The sequence below is a fragment of the Stenotrophomonas sp. 86428_Sma genome (genome assembly GCF_056481585.1).
The window spans coordinates 1,627,473-1,650,140 of sequence record NZ_CM151156.1; the positions used below are offsets into that span (position 1 = coordinate 1,627,473).

Here is a 22,668-nt window from a genome sequence, read left to right on the forward strand (position 1 = left end):
ACGTTGTGCCCGTTATCCTAACCCGTCGCCTCAGGGCGGCGCAGAACGTCCCTGAGTTACCACCCCTGGAGAACTGTTTGATGAAGTTGCGTTCTATCGCGGTCGCCGTCGCGGCCCTGGCCCTGACGGGCAATGCCTTCGCCCAGGACGTCTCGTCCGAAAAGGGCAAGCTGAGCTACTACTTCGGTTACGACTACGGCAACAACCTGGCGGAGCTGACCGGTCGTGGTGAGCAGCTGGACATCAACTCGGTGGTGAAGGGTCTGCAGGACGCCTACGCCAAGAAGCAGCCGGCGATCACCGCCGACCAGCTGAAGCCGGCCGTTGAAGCGTTCCAGAAGCGCGAGCAGGGCCGTGCCCAGGCTGCCAAGGCCGAGTACGAAAAGGCTGCTGCCGAAAACAAGACCAAGAGCGATCAGTTCATCGCGGCGAACAAGGCCAAGGCCGGCGTGCAGTCCCTGCCGAGCGGCGTCCAGTACCGCGTGATCGAAGCCGGCAAGGGCGCGAAGCCGACCCAGGCCAGCACCGTGCAGCTGGAAGTGGCCGGTCCGTTCCCGTACGGCCAGCGCCCGACCGAAGCCCGCCCGGCCCAGCAGATTCCGTCGATCAAGGTCAGCGAAGTCGAAATGAAGGCCATGCGCGAGACCCTGCTGCAGATGCCGGCTGGCTCGAAGTGGGAAGTCACCCTGCCGCCGGACCAGGCCTACGGTGCCGACCCGCGCACCCCGTTCCCGCCGAACGTGGCTGTGCAGTTCGAGATCAAGCTGGTCAGCGTCAAGTAAATCGAAGCGGTAAACGAAACGCGCCGGTGATCCCACCGGCGCGTTTTTGTTTGCGCGGAGCGCGACGCTGCCGTGCACTGCATATTGACCCCGCGCAAATTCAGCCCGATCGCGCTACTGTTGCCGGGTGCAAACAATGGAAAAAACGGCGCGTGTTGTCGCAAGTCCCTGCATCGGAGTGTGCACGCTGGATCCGCACCGGCAATGCACCGGCTGCGGGCGGCATATCGATGAGATCGCGCGGTGGTCGTCGATGAGCAACGAGGAACGCAGCCGCATCCTGCATCGCGTGCAACCTCTGCGTGAACAGCTGCAGCAATCACTGCGCGGCTCGCTGGCTGATCACGAGCGCCTGATGCGCGCGCTGCATCCACTGGCCGAGCCGCCGGCCGGCGACGGCTGGAACCGCAGTGAACTGATCGATCTGCTGCCGCCCGGGCCCCCGGTGGAAGCCGCCGTACTGGCCGGCATCGTGCCGCGCGCCAACGGCGCACAGGTCATTCTCACCCGTCGCACCGAAACCCTGCGTACCCATGGTGGCCAGGTCGGTTTCCCCGGTGGCCGCACCGAACCCGATGACCGCGATGCGTTGGCCGCTGCACTGCGCGAGAGCCAGGAGGAAATCGCATTGGCGCCCGGCCAGGTGCAGGCGCTGGGCTATCTCGATCCCTTCGTGACGATCACCGGCTACCGGGTCACGCCGGTGGTGGCCGTGGTCGATCCGGATTTCGTGCCGGTGCCACAGCCCAGTGAAGTGGCCGAAGTGTTTGAAGTGCCGCTGGCCTACCTGATGGCCGCAGACAATCTGCGCCAGGTCGAAATCAATCATCGCGGCCGCGTCCGCCACGTCCTCGAATATGGCTGGCCCGGCCAGCGCATCTGGGGCGCCACCGCCGCCATCCTCTACAACCTGCGTCGCCGCCTGGAGCAAGTGCAATGAAGCCGATCGATCCGCCGTGGACCACCCTGGTCGATGTCGCCACCCTGGCCGCTGCATTGGGCGAGGGCGTTCGCGTGGTCGACGCACGTGCTACTGCCAGTACCGCCGTACGCGTGGTCGATGCACGTTCCTCGCTGGCCGATCCGCAGGCGGGTAACGGCCAGTATCTGGCGGGCCATGTTCCGGGCGCGGTGTATGCCGACCTCAATCGGGACCTGTCGGATCTGACCCGCAGCGGCCACGGCCGTCACCCGCTGCCGGACAGCGATGCCTTCGCCGCGAAACTGGGCCAGTGGGGCATCGGTCCCGACACCCAGGTGGTGGTCTACGACGGCAGCGATGGCAGCATGGCCGCCTCGCGCCTGTGGTGGCTGCTGCGCCTGATCGGGCACAGCAAGGTGGCCGTGCTTGATGGTGGCATCGCCGCATGGCAAGGCGCAGGGCATCCCTTGGCGACGGGGCAGGATGAGGTGACCGCGCTGCCGGTTTACCCGGGCCGTTTCGACACCACCCAGATCGCCAATGCCGATGAAATCACTGCACGCTTGAAGCATGCACCCGGTTGGCTGGTCGATGCACGCGCGGGTGAGCGCTTCCGCGGCGAAGTGGAGCCGCTGGACCCGGTCGCCGGCCACGTGCCCGGCGCGGTCAACCGTCCGTTTGCGTTGAACGTCGCCGACGGCCGCCTGCGTGATGCACAGGAACTGCGCGCCGAACTGCAGGGCGTGATCGGCAACCGTGATCCGCAGCAGGTGGTGCTGATGTGCGGCTCCGGCGTGACCGCCTGCCACCTGTTGCTGGCGATGGAAGCGGCCGGTCTGTCCGGCGCACGCATCTACGCCGATTCCTGGAGCGGCTGGGTCAGCGACAGCAGCCGCCCGGTGGCGACCGGCGCCTGAGGCGCGCGGGGTCGGATCCGTTTTCCAACGAAAAACGGCTCTGACCCCATCAACTGAAAATCCGGGTCAGAGCCCGTTGCGTAGCAACGGGATCCGACCCCGTGTCGATCAAGGTCGACACCCACCAACAGCAGCAGAGATCTGTCGAAGGCGGGGTGGGTCCGGTTGCGAGGGTGTCCGCGGCATGGATGCCGCGGCCAGGCCCCATGGACGGGTTTACGGCGTCCCTCGCAACCGGACCCACCCCGCCATCCTGCGGAATGCCAGCTCTTGACGTTGATGTTGCTTCTGCGGGTGCAGGGCGCAGCCCTGCCGCTTACCCAACCGGCTGCAACGGCACCTTCGCCAGGATCCGCGCCCACGGGAACAACGGCCCCGGATCACGCTTGCGTGCCACCATCAGCGCCGGGTCATCGCTGGCCGGCACCTGCTCCAGATCCAGCTGGTCGTGCCCGGCAATCCGCCGCAGCGACGGATAGCGCGCCACCAGCGCCAGCAACAGCTGCTCCAGCGCCTGCAGCTGCGCCTCGGTGTAGGGCTCGTCCATCGCCTGCTGGCGGCTGTCGAACCAGTGCGGGTAGCGGCCGGTGTTGACCAGCTCGATGCCCAGCGTGTGTGCGTTCATGCCGCGCACGTGGTGGGCCACGCGCTCCGGCGCCACGTACTGCACCACGCTGCCATCGCGGTCGATGTAGAAGTGGCCGCTGTTGCCGGCGCCGCTGTCATACAGCACGCGCTCGCCGTACTCACGGGCCATCGCCAGATCGGGCAGCTCGGTGCAGTGGATCACCACCATCTCCAGCGTGGCCGGGTCGCGCAGTGGCAGACGGTCTTCGTAGGGCAGGGGCTGCAGCTGCAGGCCGGGCAGGAGCGGGTTGGGCATCCGGCGATGCTAGCATTGCGGCATGAACCTTCCTTCCCTTTCCTCGTCGGTCCGCTCCCATGGAGCGCGCGCATGAGCCGCGGCCACTGCATCCTGTCCCACGGTTTCGAGAGCGGCCCGGAGGCGACCAAGGTCACCGCGCTGGCCGACGTGGCGCAGCGCCTGGGCTGGACCCATGAGCGTCCGGACTACACCGACCTCGATGCGATGAGCGAGGTCAGCCGGGTGGGAGACGTGCGCACCCGCCTGCAGCGCCTGGTCGAACGCACCGCCATCGCCGCCCGGCAGGGTCCGGTGGTGCTGGCCGGTTCCAGCCTGGGCGCCTACATCTCCGCCATCGCCTCGCTGCAGGTCCCGGTCGCCGGCCTGTTCCTGATGGTGCCGCCGACCACGATGGGCCCGATGCCGGCGCTGGACGCCGCCGCCGTGCCGACCACCGTGGTCCAGGCCTGGCATGACGACGTGGTGCCGGCCGCTGGAGTGATCGCCTGGGCCCAGGCGCGTTCGGCGCAGCTGCTGCTGGTCGACGACGGCCACCGCCTGGAGCACCACGTGGAGGCCTCCGCGCAGGCCTTCGAGCGCTTGCTGCGGCAACTGTGAAGCCCGGGCGCACGGCGCGCCCGCCCGCATTGACTACAATGGCAGCCCCGCCGCCCCCGGCGCGGGCCTGCCGGCCGTGCCTACGGCCCTCCTTTCCGACTGGCCCGGCCCCTGTGCCGCGCCCGACCACCTGCGAACCGATCCTGTGAAATTCTTCGTCTCCTGCGCCAAGGGCCTGGAATACCTGCTTGCCGATGAACTGTCGGCCCTGGGCCTTGGCAAGGCCACTGCCACCATTGCCGGCGTCAACGCCGAGGGCGAACTGGAGCAGGCGCTGCGGATCGTGATGTGGTCGCGCCTGGCCAGCCGCGTGCTGTGGCCGATCGACGAGTTCGACTGCCCGGACGAGCAGGCCCTGTATGACGGCGTGCGTGCGCTGCCGTGGCACGAGCACATCAAGCCGGAGATGACCCTGGCGGTGGACGCGCACGTGTCGGGCGACAAGATCACCCATGCCCGCTTTGCCGCGCAGCGGATCAAGGACGCCATCGTTGACCGCATGCGTGATGAAGGCCTGGAGCGCCCGTCGGTCAACACCGACCTGCCGGATGTGCGCGTCAACCTGTCACTGCGCAAAGGCCGTGCCTCGCTGTCGATCGACCTCGGCGGCGGCCCGTTGCATCGCCGTGGCTGGCGCGGCGCCGCTCACGAGGCACCGCTGAAGGAAAATCTGGCCGCCGCGCTGCTGCTGCGCGCGCAGTGGCCGCGGCTGCACGCCGCCGGTGGCGGCCTGCTGGACCCGATGTGCGGCAGCGGCACGCTGCTGATCGAAGGCGCGCTGATGGCCGCCGACGTCGCGCCCGGCTTGATGCGCCACGGCAGCCTGCCGCCGAGCCGCTGGCTGGGCTTCGACAAGGCCGCCTGGAAGAGCATCCAGAGCGAGGCGCGTGACCGCGAAGCGGCTGGCCTGGCCGCGCTGAAGCCGGTCATCCACGGCAGCGACATCGACCCGACCGCGATCCAGGCGGCACGCGAGAATGCCGAGGTGGCCGGTGTCGCCCACGCGATCCGCTTCACCCGCGCCGACGTCGCCGACCTGGCCGCACCGGAGCAGGAGATCGGTGCGGTGGTCTGCAACCCGCCGTATGACGAACGCCTGGCCGCCGACCCGGCGCTGTACCGCGCACTGGGCAATGCCCTGCAGAAGGCGGTGCCGCAGTGGCGCGCCAGCCTGCTGTGCGGCAACGACGAACTGGCCTTTGCCACCGGCCTGCGTGCGGGCAAGAAGTACCAGATGTTCAACGGTGCGCTGGAATGCGCGCTGATCGTCTGCGACCCGATCGCCGTGCCGGGCCGTGACCCGGCGCAGCCGCGCGAACTCAGCGAAGGCGCGCAGATGGTGGCCAACCGCCTGCGCAAGAACCTGAAGAAGTTCAAGAGCTGGCGCGCCCGCGAGGACATCACCTGCTTCCGCGCCTATGACGCCGACCTGCCGGAATACGCGGCGGCCATCGATGTCTACGAGGAAGACGGTGGCCAGCGCCGTACCTTCCTGCACGTGCAGGAATATGCCGCGCCGGCCGCGATTCCGGAAAACGACGTGCGTCGTCGCCGCAACGAACTGCTGGCCGCTGCACGGGAAGTGTTCGGCGTGCCGCCGGAGCAGGTCTCGATGAAGTCGCGTGAGCGCGGCAAGGGCGGCAGCAAGTACGGCCGTTTCGAACAGCGTGATGAATTCATCGTGGTGCGCGAGAACAATGCGCTGCTGCAGGTGAACCTGTTCGACTACCTCGATACCGGCCTGTTCCTCGACCACCGCCCGCTGCGCCGGATGATGGCCGAGCAGGCGCGTGGCAAGCGCTTCCTCAACCTGTTCTGCTACACCGGCGTGGCCAGCGTGCAGGCCGCCGTGGCCGGTGCGGCCAGCACCACCAGCGTCGACTTGTCGGCGACCTACCTGCAGTGGTGCTACGACAACCTGGCGTTGAACGGGCAGGGCGGCAACCAGCACCTGCTGGTGCAGGCTGATGCGATGGCCTGGCTGGAAGGCGACCGCGGCCAGTACGACGTGATCTTCTGCGATCCGCCGACGTTCTCCAACTCCGCGCGTGCCGACGACTTCGACGTGCAGCGCGAGCAGCTGAAACTGCTGCGTGCAGCGGTGGCGCGGCTGGCGCCGGGTGGCGTGCTGTACTTCTCCAACAACTTCCGTCGCTTCAAGCTGGAAGAAAACGCCATCGCCGAATTCGCCCAGTGCCGCGAGATCACCGCACGCACCATCGGCCCGGATTTCGAGCGCAACGCGCGCATCCACCGCGCGTGGGAACTGAAGCGGTTGGGGTAAGTCCGGTAATGCCGGCCGCTGGCCGGCAACGGTGTCAGATCCGCAGAGGGTTCATGGGATGCCGGCCAGCGGCCGGCACTCCCCATATCTGGCCGGTACATCCACGCCATGCGTGGATGGCTGTTCAGTAGATCCACGCCATGCGTGGATGGCGGTTACAGCAACGCCACCAGCAGCCCGGCCACGGGCAGCGCGATCGCCAGCGGCGCGATCCATTTCGGCCGGTACGGGTACAACCCGAACGACAACGCCACGCCGCCGACGGTCATCACGCCCAGCCACAGCACCGGGCCCATCGCCCAGCCGTGGTCGACCACGCACAGTGCGAACGCTACCGCCAGCAGTACCCAGCCCAGCACCCGCCACTGCGTGCGCCGTGCCGGGGTGGCTGCAGCCTTGCCGTGCAGATCGTGCTGGTGCTTCTCCATCGCCAGCGACAACGCGGTGAACGCAGAGAACGACAGGGTCAACGCCAGCAGCATCATGCGCTGGCCTCCGCTTCGGCGGTTTCCGCAGCGTCCACCGCGGCCTTGGGTGCCGCCGCGGCGGCACGCTTCTTCTTCTCGGCTGCAGACAGCGGTGGCGTCCAGCGCTGCATGCGCCAGCCGCACAGCGCCAGCATCGCGCCGAACGCGATCATCGACAGATCGAAGCCCGCCAGCACCCAGTCGCCGTTGCGCAGGGTGATGCCCAGGTGCGCATGCGTGGTCAGCGCATTGACCACCGGCACCAGCGCGAACGCGGCTGCGCCCAGGTACAGCTGCCAGGCCCACATCATCCGCTTCGGCCAGATGAAGGCGGCCAGCAGTGCCGCGCCCCAGGCGTAGAAGAACACGTTGGCCTCGGCGCTGGAGCGTTCGGCGATGTCCAGCGGCAGCAGGCGGTTGCCCCAGAAGTACGCTGCAAAGGCGATCGGCAGGCCGGCCACGGTACCGATGTTCAACGCATCGACCAGGCGCAGGCCGAAGCCGATGCGGCCACTCTTGGCGTGCTTGGGCCGTTCCTTCACTGCCCACAGCACCACGCCGCTGGCCACCATCAGGCAGCCGACCAGTCCGGACAGGAAGAACAGTGCACGCAGGCCCCAGTCGGCGAAGCGCGCCAGGTGCAGGCCGTACAGCACGCCGCGGGTGGCGGTGGCGCCACCGGAAGGCGGTGTTTCTTCCAGCAGCGTGCCGTTGACCATGTCGTAGCGCACGGCCGGGGTGTCGGTGGACAGGCGCTTGCCGTCACGCTGGCGGATGTCGATCACCGCATTGGCCGCGCCCGGGTTGGACACGGTGAAGCCGGCCACTTCCACGCCGTGCCAATGCGCTCGCGCGCTGTCCAGCAGCTGCGCGATCGGCAGCGGCGTGGCGCGGCCTTCGGCAGGTACAGTCACCTCCGGCATGCCACCGAAGGCCTCGCTGTAGAAGGCATCCTCGTCCTGCGGGTAGGCCACCTTCACGCCCCACGGCAGGTACATGATCATCAGCGTGACGATGCCGGTGTAGGTGATCATCGCGTGGTAGGGCAGGGCCATCACCGCGCTGACGTTGTGGAAATCGAGCCAGGACCGCAGGCCCTTGTCCTTGCGGAAGGTGAAGAAGTCCTTGAAGATTTTCTTGTGGGTGATGACGCCGGTGATGATTGCCACCAGCATGAACATCGCGCAGAAGCCGACCAGATAGCGCGCCCACAGCACCGGGATGTAGTGCAGGTCGAAATGCAGGCGGTAGAAGAAATCACCGCCTCGGGTCTCGCGGGCCTTCAGTGCCTGCCCGGTGTTCGGGTCCAGTGTGGCATCGCCGAAGCCACCGCGACGGCCACGGCTGGGATCGGCCAGCTCCGGCGGCAGCCGCCAGAACATCTGCATGGCCGGGTTGCGCGGCTGCGGCAGCGTGACGAACCAGTTCTCGGCCTGCGTGGCATTGGCCTGCAGGTAGTCCACTGCGCGCTGCGCGGCGACGTCGATGCTGACGTTGCTGGAGGGCAGTTCCGGGCGCATCCAGCGGCTGATTTCCTCGCGGTAGTAGCTGGCCGTGCCGGCCATGAAAATCAGCAGCAGCAGCCAGCCGACCAGCAGGCCGGTCCAGGTGTGCAGCCAGGCCATCGACTGGCGGAATCCGTTCTTCATGCCCAGGCCCCCAGCATGCGCGCGATGACTGCCATCAGCAGGGTGGGGGCGAGGATGCCGACCCACGCACGCAGCGCACTGCGCGTGGCGAACGCCCACAGCGCCGCGCAGGCGGCCACCAGAATGGCCAGCAGCATGCCGGTCAGCACGGTCTGGCCTCGAGCGCCGGGCAGCGCCACCGCGCAGAACACGCTGGTCACGGAAGCCAGCGCGTAGCCGCCGAAGATCGCCGCCAGCGAGCGTGACAGCACGCCCCAGCGCGGGTTGGAGAAGAAGGTGCGGGGGCTGGCGGTTGCGGGCGAGCGGTCCACGGCGTTCCTGCAGGTTTCAGTGAAAAGGAACCGGCGCACCGCAGCGCGCCGGGGTTGGCCATCCGTGGCCGGGCACCCGTCGCAGAACCGGTGCCATCCATCGAGGGTCAGAGCTTCCAGCGCAGTGTCATCGTCACATTGCGCGGTTCGCCCCAGAACACGCCGTCATAGAAACCGACGCGGTTGTAATACTTCTTGTCCAGCAGGTTGTTCACGTTTACCTGCGCGGTGAAGTTCTCGTTGAAGCGATAGCCCGCCGACAGATTGAGCAGGTAGATGTCGCCCTGTTCGATTGCCACGCGGTCGCGCTTGCCGCTGGTCAGGAAATCCGCACGCGGCTTGTTGCTCAGGCTCCAGATTCCGCTCTGCCAGGTGGCGCCACCGCCCAGCCAGAAGCGGCCTTCAGCACCGCCCGGTCGCCAGCTGGCGTTGAGGCGGAACAGATCGACCGGGACGACGGTGTTCTGGCGCACGCCCTGCGCATTGCGGCTGACGGTGTGGGTGAAGCCGGCCGCCAGGTTCCAGTTCTCACCAAGGCTGCCTTGTGCTTCGATCTCCCAGCCCTTGACCTTGTTGCCCTTGCCGGTGGAGCGGTAGGCACTGACCCCACCCGGCAGCGAGTTTTCCGGCACCGAGTCGTCGAGCTCGGCAACGTTGTCCTTCTGGCCCTTGAACACGGCCGCGGAAGCATTCAGCAGACCGTCGAAGAACTCGGCCTTGACGCCGGCCTCCCACATGTCACCGACCACCGGTTCGAGGTAGTTGTTGTCCCGGTCACGGTAGTTCTGCGGCTGGAAGATGTCGGTGTAGCTGACGTAGCCGCTGAAGTAGCGGTTGAAGTCGTAGATGAAGCCGGCATACGGAGTGAGCGAGTCGTCCGGCTTGTAGCCGCCGCGACGCGTATCGGTCAGGCGACCGGCGGCGTCATGGGTGTAGTTCCAGGTGCGCGTTTCCCAGCTGCCGTAGCGCGCGCCGAGCACCGCGGTCAACGGATCGGCCAGCTGCAGGCGCGTCGCCAGATAGGCCGCGCGCTGGCGCAGTTCGTCTTCAGAAGCCAGATAGCCCAGGCGGGTGACCTGCAGCGGCGCGACGTCGCCGTTCCAGCGATGCCAATCCGGTACACGGGTGTAGCTGTCCGGGTAGGCAGCAGTGTCGGTGGCAGGCACTTCACCCTTGCGCACCGATTGGCCGAAACCGAGCACCAGCTCGTGTTCCCGGCCGAACAGCCGGAACGGACCGCCAACGTTGAAGTCGAACACCTGCATGTCGCCGTTCTCGCCGAAGCTGCCGACGAAGGCGCTGATGCCGCTGCCATCGGCATTCGGGTAGCCGGAGGCCCCGTACCACACCGCACCGTCGGTTTCGCGCTTGGAGCGGGTATAGGCGGCCTTGGCGGTCCAGCCGTTGCCCAACTGCTGCTCAAGGCGTGCGAATGCGCTCTTTTCGATGATCGGCCAACTGCTCCAGCGGGCGGACAGGTTGGTCGAGCGCGGCAGGTTGGCGGGCTGGCCATCGGACCCCCAGTACGGCACCACGCCCCAGGTCACGCCTGTGGTGCGCGGCGACTGGTATTCGTAGCCGGCCTCGAGCAGGGTCGTGTCGGTGATGTCGGCCTGGACGATGCCGTAGAACACGTCCTTGTCCAGTTTGTAGACATCGCGGAACGAGTCACTCTGTTGTTTGGCCGCCACCACGCGCGCGCGGATGCGGCCGTCGAGCGCAACCGGGCCACCGAGATCGGCCTCCAGGCGCTGGTTGCCCCAACGCCCGAGGGTCAGGTTGGCGCTCATCTGGAAGCTGTCGGTAGGACGCTTGCGCACGAAGTTGATGGTGCCCGAGGGATCGCCGGCACCGGTGGTCAGGCCGGTTGCGCCGCGCACCACTTCGATGCGGTCATAGATCACGCTGTCGGTGTTGGTCTTGATGTACCCACCGAAGGTATTGAGCATCCCATCGACCTGGAAATTGGTGATGTTGTAGCCGCGCGAGACGTAGTTGATGCGCTCACTGTCGGTAACCGATACCGCCACGCCGGTGACCTGGCCCATCACATCGGACAGCGAGAACAAGCCCATGTCATCCAGGCGCTGGCGGGTGACCACGGTCATCGACTGCGGCGTCTGGCGCAGCGACAGGCCGAGCTTGGTGGCCGTGCTGGCACGCTTGACCGTATAGCTGTCGACGATATCGCCGTCAGCGGTGACCTGGACCGTATCCAGTGTGCGCGCGGAAGGATCGGCAGTGCCGTCGGCATGGGCCAGCGGGGCGATCATCAGTGCGGTCACGGCCAGGGCCAGCAGAGTGGGACGAGGGTGGTTCAACGGCATTGCCATCGGTGCGATTCCATGCAGGACGAAACAGGCGATGGAATGCGCAGACACAGCAGCCATGCGCTTCGCGCACGTCGCCCAGCGAGTCCCATCGACGGTGCGCCACCCGCTTGGTGCGGGCGACCCGGTAGTCGGGGGATGTACACGGGCGAAGGGGCGGGTGGGTGCGTGCTTCCGTGCCCCGCTTGGCTAAGCGTACAACCGATCGGCAAATGATAGGCATTCGCATTTCGTTAATCAAGCGTGACGAATTCCGTCTCCACGCAGAGCGTGGATCGACTGCCGGATGGGGGCCTAGAACCTGAACACCACCGTCGCGGCGTGCAGCAGCAGGCCGATCAGGCCGCCCACCAGGGTGCCGTTGAAGCGGATGAACTGCAGGTCGCGGCCCACGCTCAGTTCCAGCTGTTCGACCAGATGCCGTTCGTCCCAGCTCTTCACGGTCTGCGCGATGTGCGCGGTCACGCCTTCGCGCAGGCGGCCGGTGAGGCGCTGGGCGCCCTCCAGAAGATGCTGGTTCAGCGCGTCGCGCAGGGCCGGGTCGGCCTGCAGGCTGCTGCCCAGTGACGCGAGGCTGCGCTGCAGGTGCCCGACCAGCGCCGAATCCTCACGCTGCAGGTCGGCACGCAGGCTGGCATGGATGCGCGCCCACAGCCCCTGCACGTACTCCTGCAGGGCGGGGTGATCGATCATTTCCTGTTTGAGCTGTTCGATGCGCTCGGCCAGGGCCGGGTCCTCGCGCAGGCGCTGCACGTAGTTCTGCAGCCAGCTCTCGTAGTCCTGGCGCAGCGGATGCTGCGGCTCGGCCAGCACCTGCTGCAGTTCTTCCAGCACCGCCCGCGCCAGTCGCTCGGCCAGGCTATCGCCGATCTCGTCGATCGGCTTGACCCAGTTCACCGTGCTCGACAGCGTCGGCCACTCGCGCTGGATGTAACGCACGATCAGCTGCGAGGCGCGCTCCTTCACTTCCGGCTGCTCCAGCCAGCGCCCCAAGCGCTGCAGGCCCTCGTCCAGCACGCGCTGGTGGCGCCCATCGGCGGTCAGCAGGGCCAGCAGCTCACCGGCGGTGGCGGCGGCATTCCACTGCCGCAGCTGCTGCACCACGAAGGCGTGCAGCTGCCGACGCACCGCGGTTTCGTCGAAGAAGTCCAGTGCCTGCAGGGCCCAGCCGCGGGCCATGTCGGCCAGCATCCGCGAACGTGCAGGGTCGGCCAGCCAACTGCCGAGACGGCTGGCCGGGTCGAATACCTGCAGCTTTGCCAAGAGGACCTGTGGTTCAAGGAACTGGTCGCGCACGAACAGGGCCAGGCTGTCGCCGATGCGTTCCTTGCTGCGTGGGATGATTGCCGTATGCGGGATCGGCAGGCCCATCGGCCGCCGGAACAGCGCGACGACCGCGAACCAGTCGGCCAGTGCGCCTACGGCCGCTGCTTCGCAGAAGGCCGAGACCCAGGCCCAGATGCCGCGCTCGCCCTGCCAGTGGCTGACCGCGAAACCGGCCAGCATCAACAGCAGCAGTCCCAGCGCGAGGGCTTTCAGGCGCCGCAGCTGTGCGCGGCGCGGATCGTTGGCAGACGTCATGCCGGAAGTCTAACCGGCACGGCATGAGCATCTGGTAGTGCCGGCCGCTGGCCGGCATCCGCAACGCACCCGGAACGTCCATGGGGTTGCCGGCCCGCGGCCGGCACTACCCGTTGGTTCAGAGCGCTTCGAGCTGCTTGCGCAACGCCGCCAGCTGCGCGCGCAGGGTGTCGTTCTCGCGGGTCAGCGCGACCACGCGGCGGCGCAGCGCCGGGGCATCCTCGCCCAGCTGCTCCAGTGCCGACAGCACCTCGGCGTCGCGGCTGGCGATCTGCTCTTCGTCCGCTTCCTCGAAGTCCATCTCGGCTGCTTCCGGCTTCGGTGCGCGCGGCTTGCGCTTGGACTCGCGCACGCGCTTGGCGGCCTGCTTCAGCTCATCCTTGCCACCGGCGGCAGCGGCGCGCTGCTCGTCTTCCGGCAGGTCGGCCACGGCAGCAGCAGCGCTGATCGAGATCACGCCGGCCTTCACCGCTTCCACCACCTCGGCCGCGGCCTGGGCGTGGATGCGTTCGATCATGCCGACCTGGCTGGTGCTCAGCTTGGCCTCGCGGGCCAGCTCGGCGCGGCTGATCTTCGGTGCCGGTTCCCACGGCGGGCTGTCCTCACCCGCGTCCTCGATGGCTTCGGCGGTGCCGTCGCTCTCGCGTTGCAGCTGCGCCTGCTCGATCTGCTTGCGGGCGGCCAGGATGTCGCGCTTGCGCAGCGCCAGCACGCCGCGCTGGAAGTCGGACACGCTGCGGCGGCCCAGGTGCTGCTCGATCATCCACAGGTGTACGTCTTCCATGCTCTGGAAGCGGGTGTTCTGCACGGTATTGAAGGGCAGGCCATGCTTCTGGCAGATGCCGAAACGGTTGTGGCCATCGACCAGCACATCACCCCACAGCACCAGCGCATCGCGGCAGCCTTCGGCCAGGATGCTGCGCTCCAGCGCGTCATGTTCGTCCGCGGTCAGCGGGTCGATGTAGGCCTTGAGTTCTTCTTTGACGACGATATCCATGGGCACGGCAGCGAGCAGGAGCGGAACCGCCCATTGTACCCGCTCGCCACCGCCGGCCCGGGCTCAGGCGGTGGCCCGGATCATCTCGCCCAGGGTGCTGGTGATCTGGTCGATCTGCGCCTTGTCCACGATCAGAGGTGGCGACAGCGCGATGATGTCGCCGGTACAGCGCACCAGAAGCCGGCCGTCCTGGAAGCAGCGCCGGAACACCTCGTAGCCACGGCTGCCGGGGGCATCGCGGCGCGGCGCCAGCTCGACCGCGCCGACCAGCCCGAAGTTGCGGATGTCGATCACGTTGGGCAGGCCCTGCAGCGCGTGCAGCCGTTCCTGCCAGTATTCGCCCAGCTCGATGGCACGCTCGAACAGGCGCTCCTCGGCATAGACCTCCAGCGTGGCCAGCGCTGCGGCGCAGGCCAGCGGATGGCCGGAATGGGTATAGCCATGGAACAGCTCGATGGCCTGCGGCGGTGCCTGCATCAGGGTTGCATGCACGGCGTCGCTGGCCAGCACGCCACCCAGCGGTACCGCGCCGTTGCTGACCGCCTTGGCGAAGGTCAGCAGGTCCGGGGTGACCCCGAAGCGCTGCGCGGCGAAGGGCATGCCGACCCGGCCGAAACCGGTGATGACCTCGTCGAACACCAGCAGGATGCCGTGGTGGTCGCACAGCTCGCGCAGGCGCTGGAGGTAGCCGGGCGCGGGCAGGATCACCCCGGCCGAACCGGCAATGGGCTCGACGAACACTGCCGCGATGGTCGAGGCGTCGTGCAGGGCGATCAGCCGTTCCAGGTCGTCGGCCAGCTCGGCGCCCTGGCGTGGCAGGCCCTTGCTGAACGCATTGCGCGGCAGGTCCAGGGTATGCCGCAGGTAGTCCACGCCGCCCAGCTGCAGGCCGAACGCCCTGCGGTTGTTGGGCAGCCCACCCAGCGCCATGCCGCCGAAACCGACCCCGTGGTAAGCCTTCTCGCGGCTGATGAAGCGGGTGCGCTGGCCCTCGCCACGCTGGCGGTGATAGGCCAGCGCGATCTTCATCGCGGTATCCACCGCCTCGGAGCCGGAGCTGGTGAAGAACACATGGTTGAGCGGGGCAGGCGCCAGTGCGGCCAGCCGCTGCGCCAGTGCGAAGGCCGGCGGCGAGCCCATCTGGAAGGCCGGCGAATAGTCGAGCGTGCGTGCCTGCTCGACGATGGCCTCGACGATGCGCGGGCGGGCGTGGCCGGCGTTGCAGCACCACAGGCCGGCGGTGCCGTCGAGGATCTGGCGGCCGTCGACGTCCTCGTAGTGCATGCCTTCGGCGCGTACCAGCATGCGCGGCGCGGCCTTGTACTGGCGGTTGGCGGTGAACGGCATCCAGTACGCGTCCAGTGACTCGGGGCGCTGGGTGGCCAGGTCGTGCAGCTCGCTTTCGGGACGCTTCATGCCAGCTCCATCGGGTCCGATGCGACGAATGTAGCGCAGCCGCGTCACGGTGGAGTCGCGGCGGTCCCGGTATAACCAAAGCTCGTTGACCGCTGGAGCTTCCCATGGCCGATTTCCCCGACCGCAGCCACTGGCGGGCGCTGTCCCTTCAGCTCTCGATGCCGGGCCAGGCCTTCATCGATGGCCGTTATGTCGATGCCGCCAGCGGCGCCCGCTTCGACTGCATCAGCCCGATCGATGGTCGCGTGCTGGGCGCGGTTGCCGACTGCGACGCGCAGGATGTCGAACGCGCGGTACTGGCCGCGCGGCGCAGCTTCGAGGCGGGCCACTGGTCGCAGGCGAGCCCGGCGCATCGCAAGCGCGTGTTGCTGGCGCTGGCCGCGCTGGTGGAGAAGCACGCCGATGAGCTGGCGCTGCTGGAAACCCTGGACATGGGCAAGCCGGTGCATGACGCGCGCCGTATCGACCTGCCCGGTGTGGTGCGCTGCCTGAGCTGGACCGCCGAAGCGGTGGACAAACTGTATGGCGAGATCGCGCCGACTGGCCCGCACGAACTCGGACTGGTCACCCGCGAAGCCGCTGGCGTGGTGGCGGCCATCGTGCCGTGGAATTTCCCGTTGCTGATGGCCTGCTGGAAGATCGCGCCGGCGCTGGCGATGGGCAACTCGGTCGTGCTCAAGCCGTCCGAGCGGTCGCCGCTGAGTGCGCTGCGGCTGGCGGCGCTGGCCGCCGAGGCGGGCCTGCCGGAGGGCGTGCTGAACGTGCTGCCGGGCCATGGCGCGCGCGTTGGCGAACCGCTGGCCCTGCACATGGACGTGGATGTGCTGGCGTTCACCGGTTCCACTGCCACCGGCGCGAAGCTGCTGGAGTATTCCGGGCGATCCAACCTCAAGCGGGTCTGGCTGGAATGCGGCGGCAAGAGCCCGCACGTGGTGTTCGCCGACGCTCCCGATCTGGACGCGGCGGCCAAGGCCGTGGCGCAGGGCATCTTCTTCAACCAGGGCGAAGTCTGTACCGCCGGGTCGCGCTTGCTGGTGCAGCGCTCGATCCGTGAGGATTTCGTGCACCAGGTGGTTGCTTATGGCCAGCACATGCAGCCGCAGCATCCGCTGGACGCCGACGCGCCGATGGGCGCGCTGGTGGACGCCGCGCATCTGGACAAGGTGATGCGGGATATCGCACGCGCCGAAGCTGAAGGTGCCCGCCTGCTGCTGGGCGGGCATCGTGCCGAGGTGGAGGCCGGCGGCAGCTATGTGCAGCCCACGGTGTTCGACCAGGTGCGCCCGGGGCAGGCCTTGGCGCGCGAGGAAGTGTTCGGGCCGGTGCTGGCGGTGCTCGGTTTCGACGACGAGGCCGAAGCCGTGCGCGTGGCCAACGACAGCCGCTACGGACTGGCCGCCGGTCTCTGGACACGCGATCTGGGCCGCGCGCATCGGGTTGCGCGCCAGCTGCGCGCCGGCAGCGTCTGGGTGAACGGCTGGGATGGCGGTGACATGACCGCACCGTTTGGTGGTTACAAGCAGTCCGGCAACGGCCGGGACAAATCGCTGCACGCCTTCGACAAGTACAGCGAGATCAAGGCCACCTGGATCCAGTTGTAACGACGTGGCTGCTTGACCGCTGTTCGCTCTTTGTAGAGTCGAGCCATGCTCGACTGCTTTTCGTTCTTCGGTAGAGCCGAGCCATGCTCGGCTGCTTCTCGTTCTTCGGTAGAGCCGAGCCATGCTCGGCTGCTTCTCGTTCTTCGGTAGAGCCGAGCCATGCTCGGCTGCTTCTCGCGAAGAGCAGTCAAGCATAGCTCGACTCTACAGAAGGCAGACAGCTGTCGAGCTACCGGCAGCGGGTACTCACCTGCAGCACCGCTGCACGCAGCAGATCCCGGTCGGCTTCTTCGACGGCATTCTGGAAGTAATCCATGTCCTGCCGGCCCAGCTCACACGGGTCGACGATGTACCCCGGTGGCCACAAACCCAGCAGTTGCGCCACGCCATGCACGATCTGCTCCGGCGTCATCTGCCGGCGGATCCGGAAGTAATTGCGGCGCGGCGCGAATGCCGGGTGTATCTCGCGGCGACCAATAAGGCGCGGAGCGACACCCGCAGCACTGATGCCGTCGCCACCGTCGATGCTGCCCGCCGGGAGGCCCAGGATCAGCGGCGCCGCAACGGCCGTTTCCTCTGCGGCTGGTAGGGTGGAATCTGTCTGGGCAGCCGGGGCAGGACGTGGCATCGCCGAAGCGGCCGGACGCGTCACCTGTGCGGAGCGCAGGGTAGGCTGTTGAGGCGCCAGCGTCGGCGGTTCCGGCGGCAGCCAGCGCAGCGAGATCCTTGCGTCGTCGTTACTGCGCAGCATGATCCTGCCGCTGCCCAGCAGCCACACTGCCATCAACCCATGCACCAGCAGCACCATCAGCCATGCCGCCATGCGCGGCAGCTTCGGCGAATCGGACCACGACAGCGCGACTGCAGTCATCGGCAAAGCATCCATGCAGGGACCGGTGGCGCAGCCTAGCGGGTGGCCCGAAAAATTCCGTTGGCATCGGTGTCGGCTGAAACCATCGCCCCGTGCGGCCACCGGCCCGTGGCAGAATCGGGCGATCCGCCGTTACCCGTGTTGCCGATGTCGACGATCACCGCTGCCGCGCCGTCCGTGAATTCCCCCAGTCGAGTCCTGCTGGCCAGCCTGATCGGCACCACCATCGAATTCTTCGATTTCTACATCTACGCCACGGCCGCGGTGCTGGTGTTCCCACACCTGTTCTTCCCGGACAGCAGCGAACAGGCGGCGCTGATGCAGTCACTGGCGACCTTCGCGGTCGCGTTCATCGCTCGTCCGGTGGGCTCGGCAGTGTTCGGCCACTTCGGTGACCGTATCGGCCGCAAGGCCACGCTGGTGGCCGCGCTGCTGACCATGGGCCTGTCCACGGTGCTGATCGGTTTGCTGCCAACCCACGCGCAGATTGGCTTATGGGCCCCCGCGTTGCTGGCGCTGTGCCGCTTCGGCCAGGGCCTGGGGCTGGGCGGCGAGTGGGGTGGGGCAGTGCTGCTGGCCACCGAGAACGCACCGCCGGGCAAACGTGCCTGGTACGGCATGTTCCCGCAGCTGGGTGCGCCGCTCGGCTTCCTGCTGTCGGCCGGCATTTTCCTGGTGCTCGGCCGCTGCCTGAGCCAGGATGACTTCCTGCAGTGGGGCTGGCGTATCCCGTTTGTGGCCAGCGCGTTGCTGGTCGGCCTCGGCCTGTGGGTGCGCCTGAACATCCACGAGACGCCCGATTTCAAGAAGGCGCTGGAGCGCAAGGCGCCGGTGCGGCTGCCGATGTGGACGGTGCTGCGTGACCATCCGGTACCGATGCTGCTGGGTACCCTGGGCGCGTTCGCCACCTTCGTGCTGTTCTACCTGATGACGGTGTTCAGTCTCGGCCATGGCACCGCGGTGCTGGGCTACAGCCGCGAGCAGTTCCTGCTGATGCAGATGGCCGGCATGCTGTTCTTCGCGCTGGGTATCCCGCTGTCGGCGCGCTATGGCGACCGTTGGGGCACGCGACGCACGATGATCGTCGCAAGCGTACTGATCGTCGGTTTCGGTGTGCTGTTCGCGCCGCTGTTCCAGCCGCACAGCCTGTGGCTGGTCACTGGCTTCCTGTGCCTGGGCCTGTTCCTGATGGGCCTGACCTACGGCCCCTGCGGCACCTTCCTGGCCGAGATCTACCCGGTGGAGGTGCGCTATACCGGCGCGTCGCTGACTTTCAACCTGGCCGGCATCCTTGGCGCGGCACCGGCGCCGTACCTGGCCACCTGGCTGGCCGAACGCTTCGGCCTGGTCGCGGTGGGTTACTACCTGTGCCTGACTGCGGTGGCGACCCTGTGCGCGCTGGTGGCACTACACCGGCGCGCCCTGAGGCTCAACCAAAGAAGCGCTTGAGCGTACGCCCCAGCCAACCGCCCCCTTGGTGCTCGCGGGCGAACTGGTTCAGGTGCGCCTTGACCTGTTCGGCATAGGCCTGGTCATCACCGCGGATGTGATTGAACAGCCAGCGTGAGAGCATGGTGCGCAGTTCGTCGCTGATGTCCTCGCCGGCCTGGAAGCGCATGCGGTATTCCGATACCCGCTTGATGAAGACCTCATGCACGCGCTTGTGCGCGGCGCAGAACGGGTAGCCCGCTTCTTCCATCAACTCTTCTTCGAACGCGAAGTGCGACATGGTGTAGTCCACCACCTCGTCGATCACTTCACCCACCGCCGCACGCTGCATGCTGGCCTGGGCCACGTGCAGGTGGTTGAGCATCTCGATGATGCGGCGGTGTTGTTGGTCGATCACATCGATGCCGATGTTCAGATCGTCCTGCCAGACCAGTAGTGCCATCCCCGGCTCCCCTTCATGCGTATGTCGGGGCCGACTGTAGAGCCGCCGCGCGGGTGCGGCGTTGATCTGGATCAAAGCGGGCCGGTCAGGGTAGCGCAGGCTCGCGCGGGCGCAGCGGGCTGGCCACCGTGGTGCAGCTGACCCGGTTGCGGCCACCGGCCTTGGCCAGGTACAGCTGGCGATCGGCCTCGGAGATCAGCCGATGCAGTGCATCACGCTGCGGGCGCAGGCAGCACAGGCCGATGCTGACGGTCATGCGAAGCGTCGCGGTGCCGATGTCCACTTCCAGTGCGGCGATGCGCTGTCGCAGTTCCTCGAAGTACTGCAGTGCCTCGTCCTGTTCCATGTCCGGCACCAGCAGGCAGAACTCCTCGCCACCGAAGCGTGCGATCAGGTCCTGGCTGCGTGCATGCGCGGCCACCGCACCGGCCACCGCGCGCAGCGCATCATCGCCGGCCTCGTGGCCGTGGGTGTCGTTGATGTGCTTGAAGTGATCGATGTCGATCATCGCCACCGCCACGCACTGGCCATGCAGCTGCAGCTGCGGCAACTGGCGCTGGCTCTGTTCCAGGAAGCAGCGGCGGTTGGGCAGGCCGGTAAGGAAGTCTCGGGTGGCCAGATCCTGCAGGGTGCCGATCAGTTCCAGCTGGTCCACGTTCTGCGAGACCCGGCAGAAGAATTCCTCGCGCGAGAATGGCTTGCGCAGGAAGTCATTGGCACCGTTCTTCAGGAAGCGCGGGATCAGCGAGGCGTCGGTGTTGCCGGAGATACCGATCACCGCCACCTTGTCGCGCGAGCGCAGGGTGCGCAGGCGGCGGGTGAATTCCACGCCCTGCATGCCGGGCATTTCCTGGTCGACCACCGCCAGGCGGATCGCCGGATGCGCCTCGATCGCGGCCAGGCCCTCGTTGCCATCGGCCGCTTCGTGCACCTCATGGCCATACATGCGCAGCAGGGCGGCGGCATAGCCGCGCGCGGACGGGGAATCGTCCACCACCAGCGCCGCGATGCGGCGGTTGCGTTCCAGCCGCTGCACCAGCCACACCAGGTAGTCGATGCTGCCGGGGGTATTCTTCAGTACGTAGTCGATGATCTGCTGCTGCAGCACGCGCTTGCGCAGGTCCTCGTCGTACACGCCGCTGACCACCACGGTCGGCAGGTCGCGCTTGAGGAAGAACTCGACCACCGCATCGCGGTCGCCGTCGGCCAGCACCAACCCGGTCAGCACCAGGAACCAGCCGCCACCCTCGCTCAGCAGACGATCGGCCTCGGCCAGGGTGGAGGCGATCACCACCGGCAGTTCCAGGCGCTGCTCGATGGCCTCGCGCAGCATGCCGGTGAAGGCGCGGGAGTTTTCGACCAGCAGGATCCGCTGCGGCAGCGGATCGGCCAGGTCGCCATCGACGGCGGCCTGCGGCAGGACGGGCATGATGCGGTGGCTCACGAAGGAGGGCTCGGCACGGATAGCGGCGGTTTCGGGCGTAACTTTAGAGGCGAACGCTGTGGGCCGGGCAAGATTCCGTATCAGGCCGCCGCTGGCGACGCGTGGGTGATCGATTCATGCAGGACCAGTCGCAGGCGATTGCCTCGGCAGTGGACCGTTCCGCCGTAGGCAAGCATCCGTCCGGCCAGACGCTCGACGGCCTGGTCGGTGGTGCGTGCCGATAGCGTGCAACCACGGTCGAGCAGGCTCACGATAGCAACGATGCCGCGACGTCCGCCCGCCTGGCCACTTCGGGCACGCACGCAGACCTGCCCAGTCTCCAGCTCCAGCAGCAGTGACACCGCCTCGATCAAGGAGCGGTAGATGGCCAGTTGCAGATCCACAGTCAGCAGGCAGGGGTTACCCGCCAGCCTGGGCGGAATGACGCGATGCGTGTTGTTCCAGATCTCGCATGCGCCGCCTGCTTGCAGCGCGATGTACAACCCGACCTGTTCCAATCCAGTGGGGTAGACCATGCTGGCCTGCTCGCGGAACAGACGTGAGTGCACGGATGACGCGTGTTGCAGGCTGTTCGCCACGGCATGATGGCCCTGCGATTTGAGCCAGCTGACCATTTCAACGAGCGAGCTGTCCATGCCGTCGCCCAGACGCTTCAGATGGGCGGCCCGTTCACGCAGCTCACGTTCGCTGGTCTGGTGGGAACTGCGTGCCAGGCGCAGCGTCGTTTCTTCGGCCAGGCCGCGGGACCGGGCGCGCTGATGGTGGTAGCTGATGCTGGACCCGAGCGCGAGCAGCGCGACACTCATCACCGCCATGTTCTGCTGGGTGGCGAACGTACCGAGGTCGAAAGAGGAGGGCAGGCCGGTACTGGGCGTAGCGCCGTGAAGTGGGAGATTCAACAGCGGAATCGCGATGGCAGCGCCGCGCCAGCCATGCATGAAGGTCAGGGCGATGGCAGGTAGAGCCGCCAGCAGGACAAGGTGTGTGCGGGTGGTATGTGCGCTACTGTCTGTCAGCTGCATGCCCAACCCCAGTATCAGCATCGCCAGGATCGCCGCAGCTGTAGGCGCAACAAAGCGGGTGCTCCACCTGGGATCCGCGTGCCGCTGCGCCCAAAGGAAGGCCAGCGGGAGCAGGGTAATGATGGCCGCGAAGTGACCAAAGAGCGTTCGGTCGACCGCGTCCAGCAGGTTGCTCGGCGGAGGGTTCGACCAGAGGACATATGAAATGCTTAGGTTGAGACCCGGGACGAACAGTGCCGTGCAGATCGACAACGACAGCAGCCAGAGACCGGTGGCGGCCTCGGACGGTATTCTCCTGAGGTGAAGGTGGACCACCAGCATCGCCATCGGCATCAACAGTGTTGACGCCAGGATGACCCACGCCAAGCCGTAGGCATCAATCATGGGGATGCGCAGCGTCGCGAAGTAGATGTATTCGCCCAGCAACAGGTAGGGCCACAAGCGGGGCGGGACGATCAGCAGTGCTGCTGCCCGGATGCCTGCGGGCAGGAAGAACTGATCGAGCGAGAACTGACGCGATATGAGGCAGCTGGCAGCATAGACGGCGGCCAGCACAAGACCGACCGGACGGATCCGGAAGCTCAGTTCAATTGCCTTATTGAATCGGTCCAAGTCCGAACCTCTCGTCTCCCAGCCAATAATGGCTGGCTACTTCCGCAGACACTATCGGCAGTTGGAGATAGGTGCAATCGAGGTGTCT

At 67.1% G+C, this 22,668-nt stretch carries 19 protein-coding genes; 7 read left to right on the top strand and 12 right to left on the bottom strand.

Annotated features, from left to right (window positions below; translation table 11 throughout):
* The first annotated feature begins 80 nt into the window (after nucleotides 1-80).
* The 3 genes from ACZK3J_RS07390 (at nucleotide 81) to ACZK3J_RS07400 (ending at nucleotide 2,621) form a co-directional block, all read left to right on the top strand.
* The gene (locus ACZK3J_RS07390; RefSeq protein ID WP_032127896.1) at nucleotides 81-782 is read left to right on the top strand and encodes an FKBP-type peptidyl-prolyl cis-trans isomerase N-terminal domain-containing protein; all 702 of its coding nucleotides are present in this window, start codon (nucleotides 81-83) and stop codon (nucleotides 780-782) included.
* Nucleotides 783-918: 136 nt separating this feature from the next.
* A complete protein-coding gene (locus tag ACZK3J_RS07395) occupies nucleotides 919-1,722 on the top strand; it encodes a CoA pyrophosphatase (protein ID WP_100437536.1) in 804 nt (267 codons plus the stop codon).
* Complete coding sequence (locus ACZK3J_RS07400) at nucleotides 1,719-2,621, top strand: sulfurtransferase (protein WP_049421594.1); 903 nt, start codon at nucleotides 1,719-1,721, stop codon at nucleotides 2,619-2,621. Before ACZK3J_RS07395 ends, ACZK3J_RS07400 begins: the two co-directional genes overlap by 4 nt.
* 316 nt (nucleotides 2,622-2,937) lie before the next feature.
* Here ACZK3J_RS07400 and ACZK3J_RS07405 read toward each other — a convergent pair whose 3' ends face one another.
* A complete protein-coding gene (locus tag ACZK3J_RS07405; RefSeq protein ID WP_049463595.1) occupies nucleotides 2,938-3,504 on the bottom strand; it encodes an N-acetylmuramoyl-L-alanine amidase in 567 nt (188 codons plus the stop codon).
* A gap of 72 nt (nucleotides 3,505-3,576) precedes the next feature.
* Here ACZK3J_RS07405 and ACZK3J_RS07410 point away from each other — a divergent pair, with 72 nt between their 5' ends.
* Nucleotides 3,577-4,104, top strand: a complete 528-nt coding sequence (locus ACZK3J_RS07410) for an alpha/beta hydrolase (protein ID WP_049463594.1) — start codon at nucleotides 3,577-3,579, stop codon at nucleotides 4,102-4,104.
* A gap of 145 nt (nucleotides 4,105-4,249) precedes the next feature.
* On the top strand, nucleotides 4,250-6,388 hold the full coding sequence (gene rlmKL / locus ACZK3J_RS07415) for a bifunctional 23S rRNA (guanine(2069)-N(7))-methyltransferase RlmK/23S rRNA (guanine(2445)-N(2))-methyltransferase RlmL (RefSeq protein ID WP_049463593.1): 2,139 nt from the start codon (nucleotides 4,250-4,252) through the stop codon (nucleotides 6,386-6,388).
* A 155-nt stretch (nucleotides 6,389-6,543) separates the two neighbouring features.
* On the opposite strand, the gene ACZK3J_RS07420 is transcribed toward rlmKL, so the two are convergent.
* From ACZK3J_RS07420 to aptA, 7 genes are all read right to left on the bottom strand, one after another.
* A complete protein-coding gene (locus ACZK3J_RS07420; protein ID WP_049463592.1) occupies nucleotides 6,544-6,873 on the bottom strand; it encodes a DUF3325 domain-containing protein in 330 nt (109 codons plus the stop codon).
* Nucleotides 6,870-8,504 carry a PepSY-associated TM helix domain-containing protein gene (locus ACZK3J_RS07425; protein WP_049463591.1) on the bottom strand — a complete coding sequence of 545 codons (1,635 nt, stop codon included), beginning with the start codon at nucleotides 8,502-8,504 and terminating at the stop codon, nucleotides 6,870-6,872. The genes ACZK3J_RS07420 and ACZK3J_RS07425 overlap by 4 nt, the downstream gene beginning before the upstream one ends.
* A complete protein-coding gene (locus ACZK3J_RS07430) occupies nucleotides 8,501-8,815 on the bottom strand; it encodes a DUF3649 domain-containing protein (protein ID WP_032127889.1) in 315 nt (104 codons plus the stop codon). Before ACZK3J_RS07430 ends, ACZK3J_RS07425 begins: the two co-directional genes overlap by 4 nt.
* 107 nt (nucleotides 8,816-8,922) lie before the next feature.
* A complete protein-coding gene (locus ACZK3J_RS07435; RefSeq protein ID WP_032969404.1) occupies nucleotides 8,923-11,148 on the bottom strand; it encodes a TonB-dependent siderophore receptor in 2,226 nt (741 codons plus the stop codon).
* Between the two features lie 291 nt (nucleotides 11,149-11,439).
* Nucleotides 11,440-12,726, bottom strand: coding sequence for a DUF445 domain-containing protein (locus ACZK3J_RS07440; protein ID WP_049463589.1), 1,287 nt, complete (start codon nucleotides 12,724-12,726; stop codon nucleotides 11,440-11,442).
* A gap of 118 nt (nucleotides 12,727-12,844) precedes the next feature.
* Nucleotides 12,845-13,723, bottom strand: coding sequence for a plasmid replication/partition related protein (locus tag ACZK3J_RS07445; protein ID WP_032127886.1), 879 nt, complete (start codon nucleotides 13,721-13,723; stop codon nucleotides 12,845-12,847).
* Nucleotides 13,724-13,786: 63 nt separating this feature from the next.
* The gene (gene aptA, locus ACZK3J_RS07450) at nucleotides 13,787-15,139 is read right to left on the bottom strand and encodes an omega-aminotransferase AptA (RefSeq protein WP_049463588.1); all 1,353 of its coding nucleotides are present in this window, start codon (nucleotides 15,137-15,139) and stop codon (nucleotides 13,787-13,789) included.
* A gap of 104 nt (nucleotides 15,140-15,243) precedes the next feature.
* On the opposite strand from aptA, the gene ACZK3J_RS07455 reads away from it, so the two are divergent.
* Complete coding sequence (locus ACZK3J_RS07455; RefSeq protein ID WP_478476696.1) at nucleotides 15,244-16,740, top strand: aldehyde dehydrogenase; 1,497 nt, start codon at nucleotides 15,244-15,246, stop codon at nucleotides 16,738-16,740.
* A 229-nt stretch (nucleotides 16,741-16,969) separates the two neighbouring features.
* Here the strand turns inward: ACZK3J_RS07455 and ACZK3J_RS07460 are convergent, their stop codons facing one another.
* On the bottom strand, nucleotides 16,970-17,611 hold the full coding sequence (locus tag ACZK3J_RS07460; RefSeq protein ID WP_478476698.1) for a hypothetical protein: 642 nt from the start codon (nucleotides 17,609-17,611) through the stop codon (nucleotides 16,970-16,972).
* Between the two features lie 147 nt (nucleotides 17,612-17,758).
* Between ACZK3J_RS07460 and ACZK3J_RS07465 the strand changes: the two genes are divergently transcribed.
* Nucleotides 17,759-19,060: an MFS transporter gene (locus ACZK3J_RS07465; protein ID WP_478476700.1), complete on the top strand. Its 1,302-nt coding sequence runs from the start codon at nucleotides 17,759-17,761 to the stop codon at nucleotides 19,058-19,060.
* Here the strand turns inward: ACZK3J_RS07465 and ACZK3J_RS07470 are convergent.
* The 3 genes from ACZK3J_RS07470 to ACZK3J_RS07480 form a co-directional block, all read right to left on the bottom strand.
* Nucleotides 19,041-19,502, bottom strand: a complete 462-nt coding sequence (locus ACZK3J_RS07470; RefSeq protein WP_004151683.1) for a bacteriohemerythrin — start codon at nucleotides 19,500-19,502, stop codon at nucleotides 19,041-19,043. The two genes, ACZK3J_RS07465 and ACZK3J_RS07470, sit on opposite strands and share 20 nt — an antisense overlap.
* A gap of 85 nt (nucleotides 19,503-19,587) precedes the next feature.
* Complete coding sequence (locus tag ACZK3J_RS07475; protein ID WP_032127881.1) at nucleotides 19,588-20,931, bottom strand: diguanylate cyclase; 1,344 nt, start codon at nucleotides 20,929-20,931, stop codon at nucleotides 19,588-19,590.
* Nucleotides 20,932-21,026: 95 nt separating this feature from the next.
* The gene (locus ACZK3J_RS07480; RefSeq protein ID WP_134951120.1) at nucleotides 21,027-22,580 is read right to left on the bottom strand and encodes an MASE1 domain-containing protein; all 1,554 of its coding nucleotides are present in this window, start codon (nucleotides 22,578-22,580) and stop codon (nucleotides 21,027-21,029) included.
* Nucleotides 22,581-22,668: the final 88 nt, after the last annotated feature.

What these genes read in the sequence shown, in the direction of transcription:
- ACZK3J_RS07395 (WP_100437536.1), top strand. Translation starts at nt 919, where the DNA reads ATGGAAAAAACGGCGCGTGTTGTCGCAAGTCCCTGCATCGGAGTGTGC.
- ACZK3J_RS07410 (WP_049463594.1), top strand. Translation starts at nt 3,577, where the DNA reads ATGAGCCGCGGCCACTGCATCCTGTCCCACGGTTTCGAGAGCGGCCCG.
- ACZK3J_RS07475 (WP_032127881.1), bottom strand. Translation starts at nt 20,931, where the DNA reads ATGCCCGTCCTGCCGCAGGCCGCCGTCGATGGCGACCTGGCCGATCCG.
- ACZK3J_RS07465 (WP_478476700.1), top strand. Translation starts at nt 17,759, where the DNA reads ATGTCGACGATCACCGCTGCCGCGCCGTCCGTGAATTCCCCCAGTCGA.
- ACZK3J_RS07400 (WP_049421594.1), top strand. Translation starts at nt 1,719, where the DNA reads ATGAAGCCGATCGATCCGCCGTGGACCACCCTGGTCGATGTCGCCACC.
- ACZK3J_RS07390 (WP_032127896.1), top strand. Translation starts at nt 81, where the DNA reads ATGAAGTTGCGTTCTATCGCGGTCGCCGTCGCGGCCCTGGCCCTGACG.
- aptA (WP_049463588.1), bottom strand. Translation starts at nt 15,139, where the DNA reads ATGAAGCGTCCCGAAAGCGAGCTGCACGACCTGGCCACCCAGCGCCCC.
- ACZK3J_RS07460 (WP_478476698.1), bottom strand. Translation starts at nt 17,611, where the DNA reads ATGACTGCAGTCGCGCTGTCGTGGTCCGATTCGCCGAAGCTGCCGCGC.
- ACZK3J_RS07445 (WP_032127886.1), bottom strand. Translation starts at nt 13,723, where the DNA reads ATGGATATCGTCGTCAAAGAAGAACTCAAGGCCTACATCGACCCGCTG.
- ACZK3J_RS07470 (WP_004151683.1), bottom strand. Translation starts at nt 19,502, where the DNA reads ATGGCACTACTGGTCTGGCAGGACGATCTGAACATCGGCATCGATGTG.
- ACZK3J_RS07435 (WP_032969404.1), bottom strand. Translation starts at nt 11,148, where the DNA reads ATGGCAATGCCGTTGAACCACCCTCGTCCCACTCTGCTGGCCCTGGCC.
- ACZK3J_RS07425 (WP_049463591.1), bottom strand. Translation starts at nt 8,504, where the DNA reads ATGAAGAACGGATTCCGCCAGTCGATGGCCTGGCTGCACACCTGGACC.
- ACZK3J_RS07455 (WP_478476696.1), top strand. Translation starts at nt 15,244, where the DNA reads ATGGCCGATTTCCCCGACCGCAGCCACTGGCGGGCGCTGTCCCTTCAG.
- ACZK3J_RS07420 (WP_049463592.1), bottom strand. Translation starts at nt 6,873, where the DNA reads ATGATGCTGCTGGCGTTGACCCTGTCGTTCTCTGCGTTCACCGCGTTG.
- ACZK3J_RS07440 (WP_049463589.1), bottom strand. Translation starts at nt 12,726, where the DNA reads ATGACGTCTGCCAACGATCCGCGCCGCGCACAGCTGCGGCGCCTGAAA.
- ACZK3J_RS07405 (WP_049463595.1), bottom strand. Translation starts at nt 3,504, where the DNA reads ATGCCCAACCCGCTCCTGCCCGGCCTGCAGCTGCAGCCCCTGCCCTAC.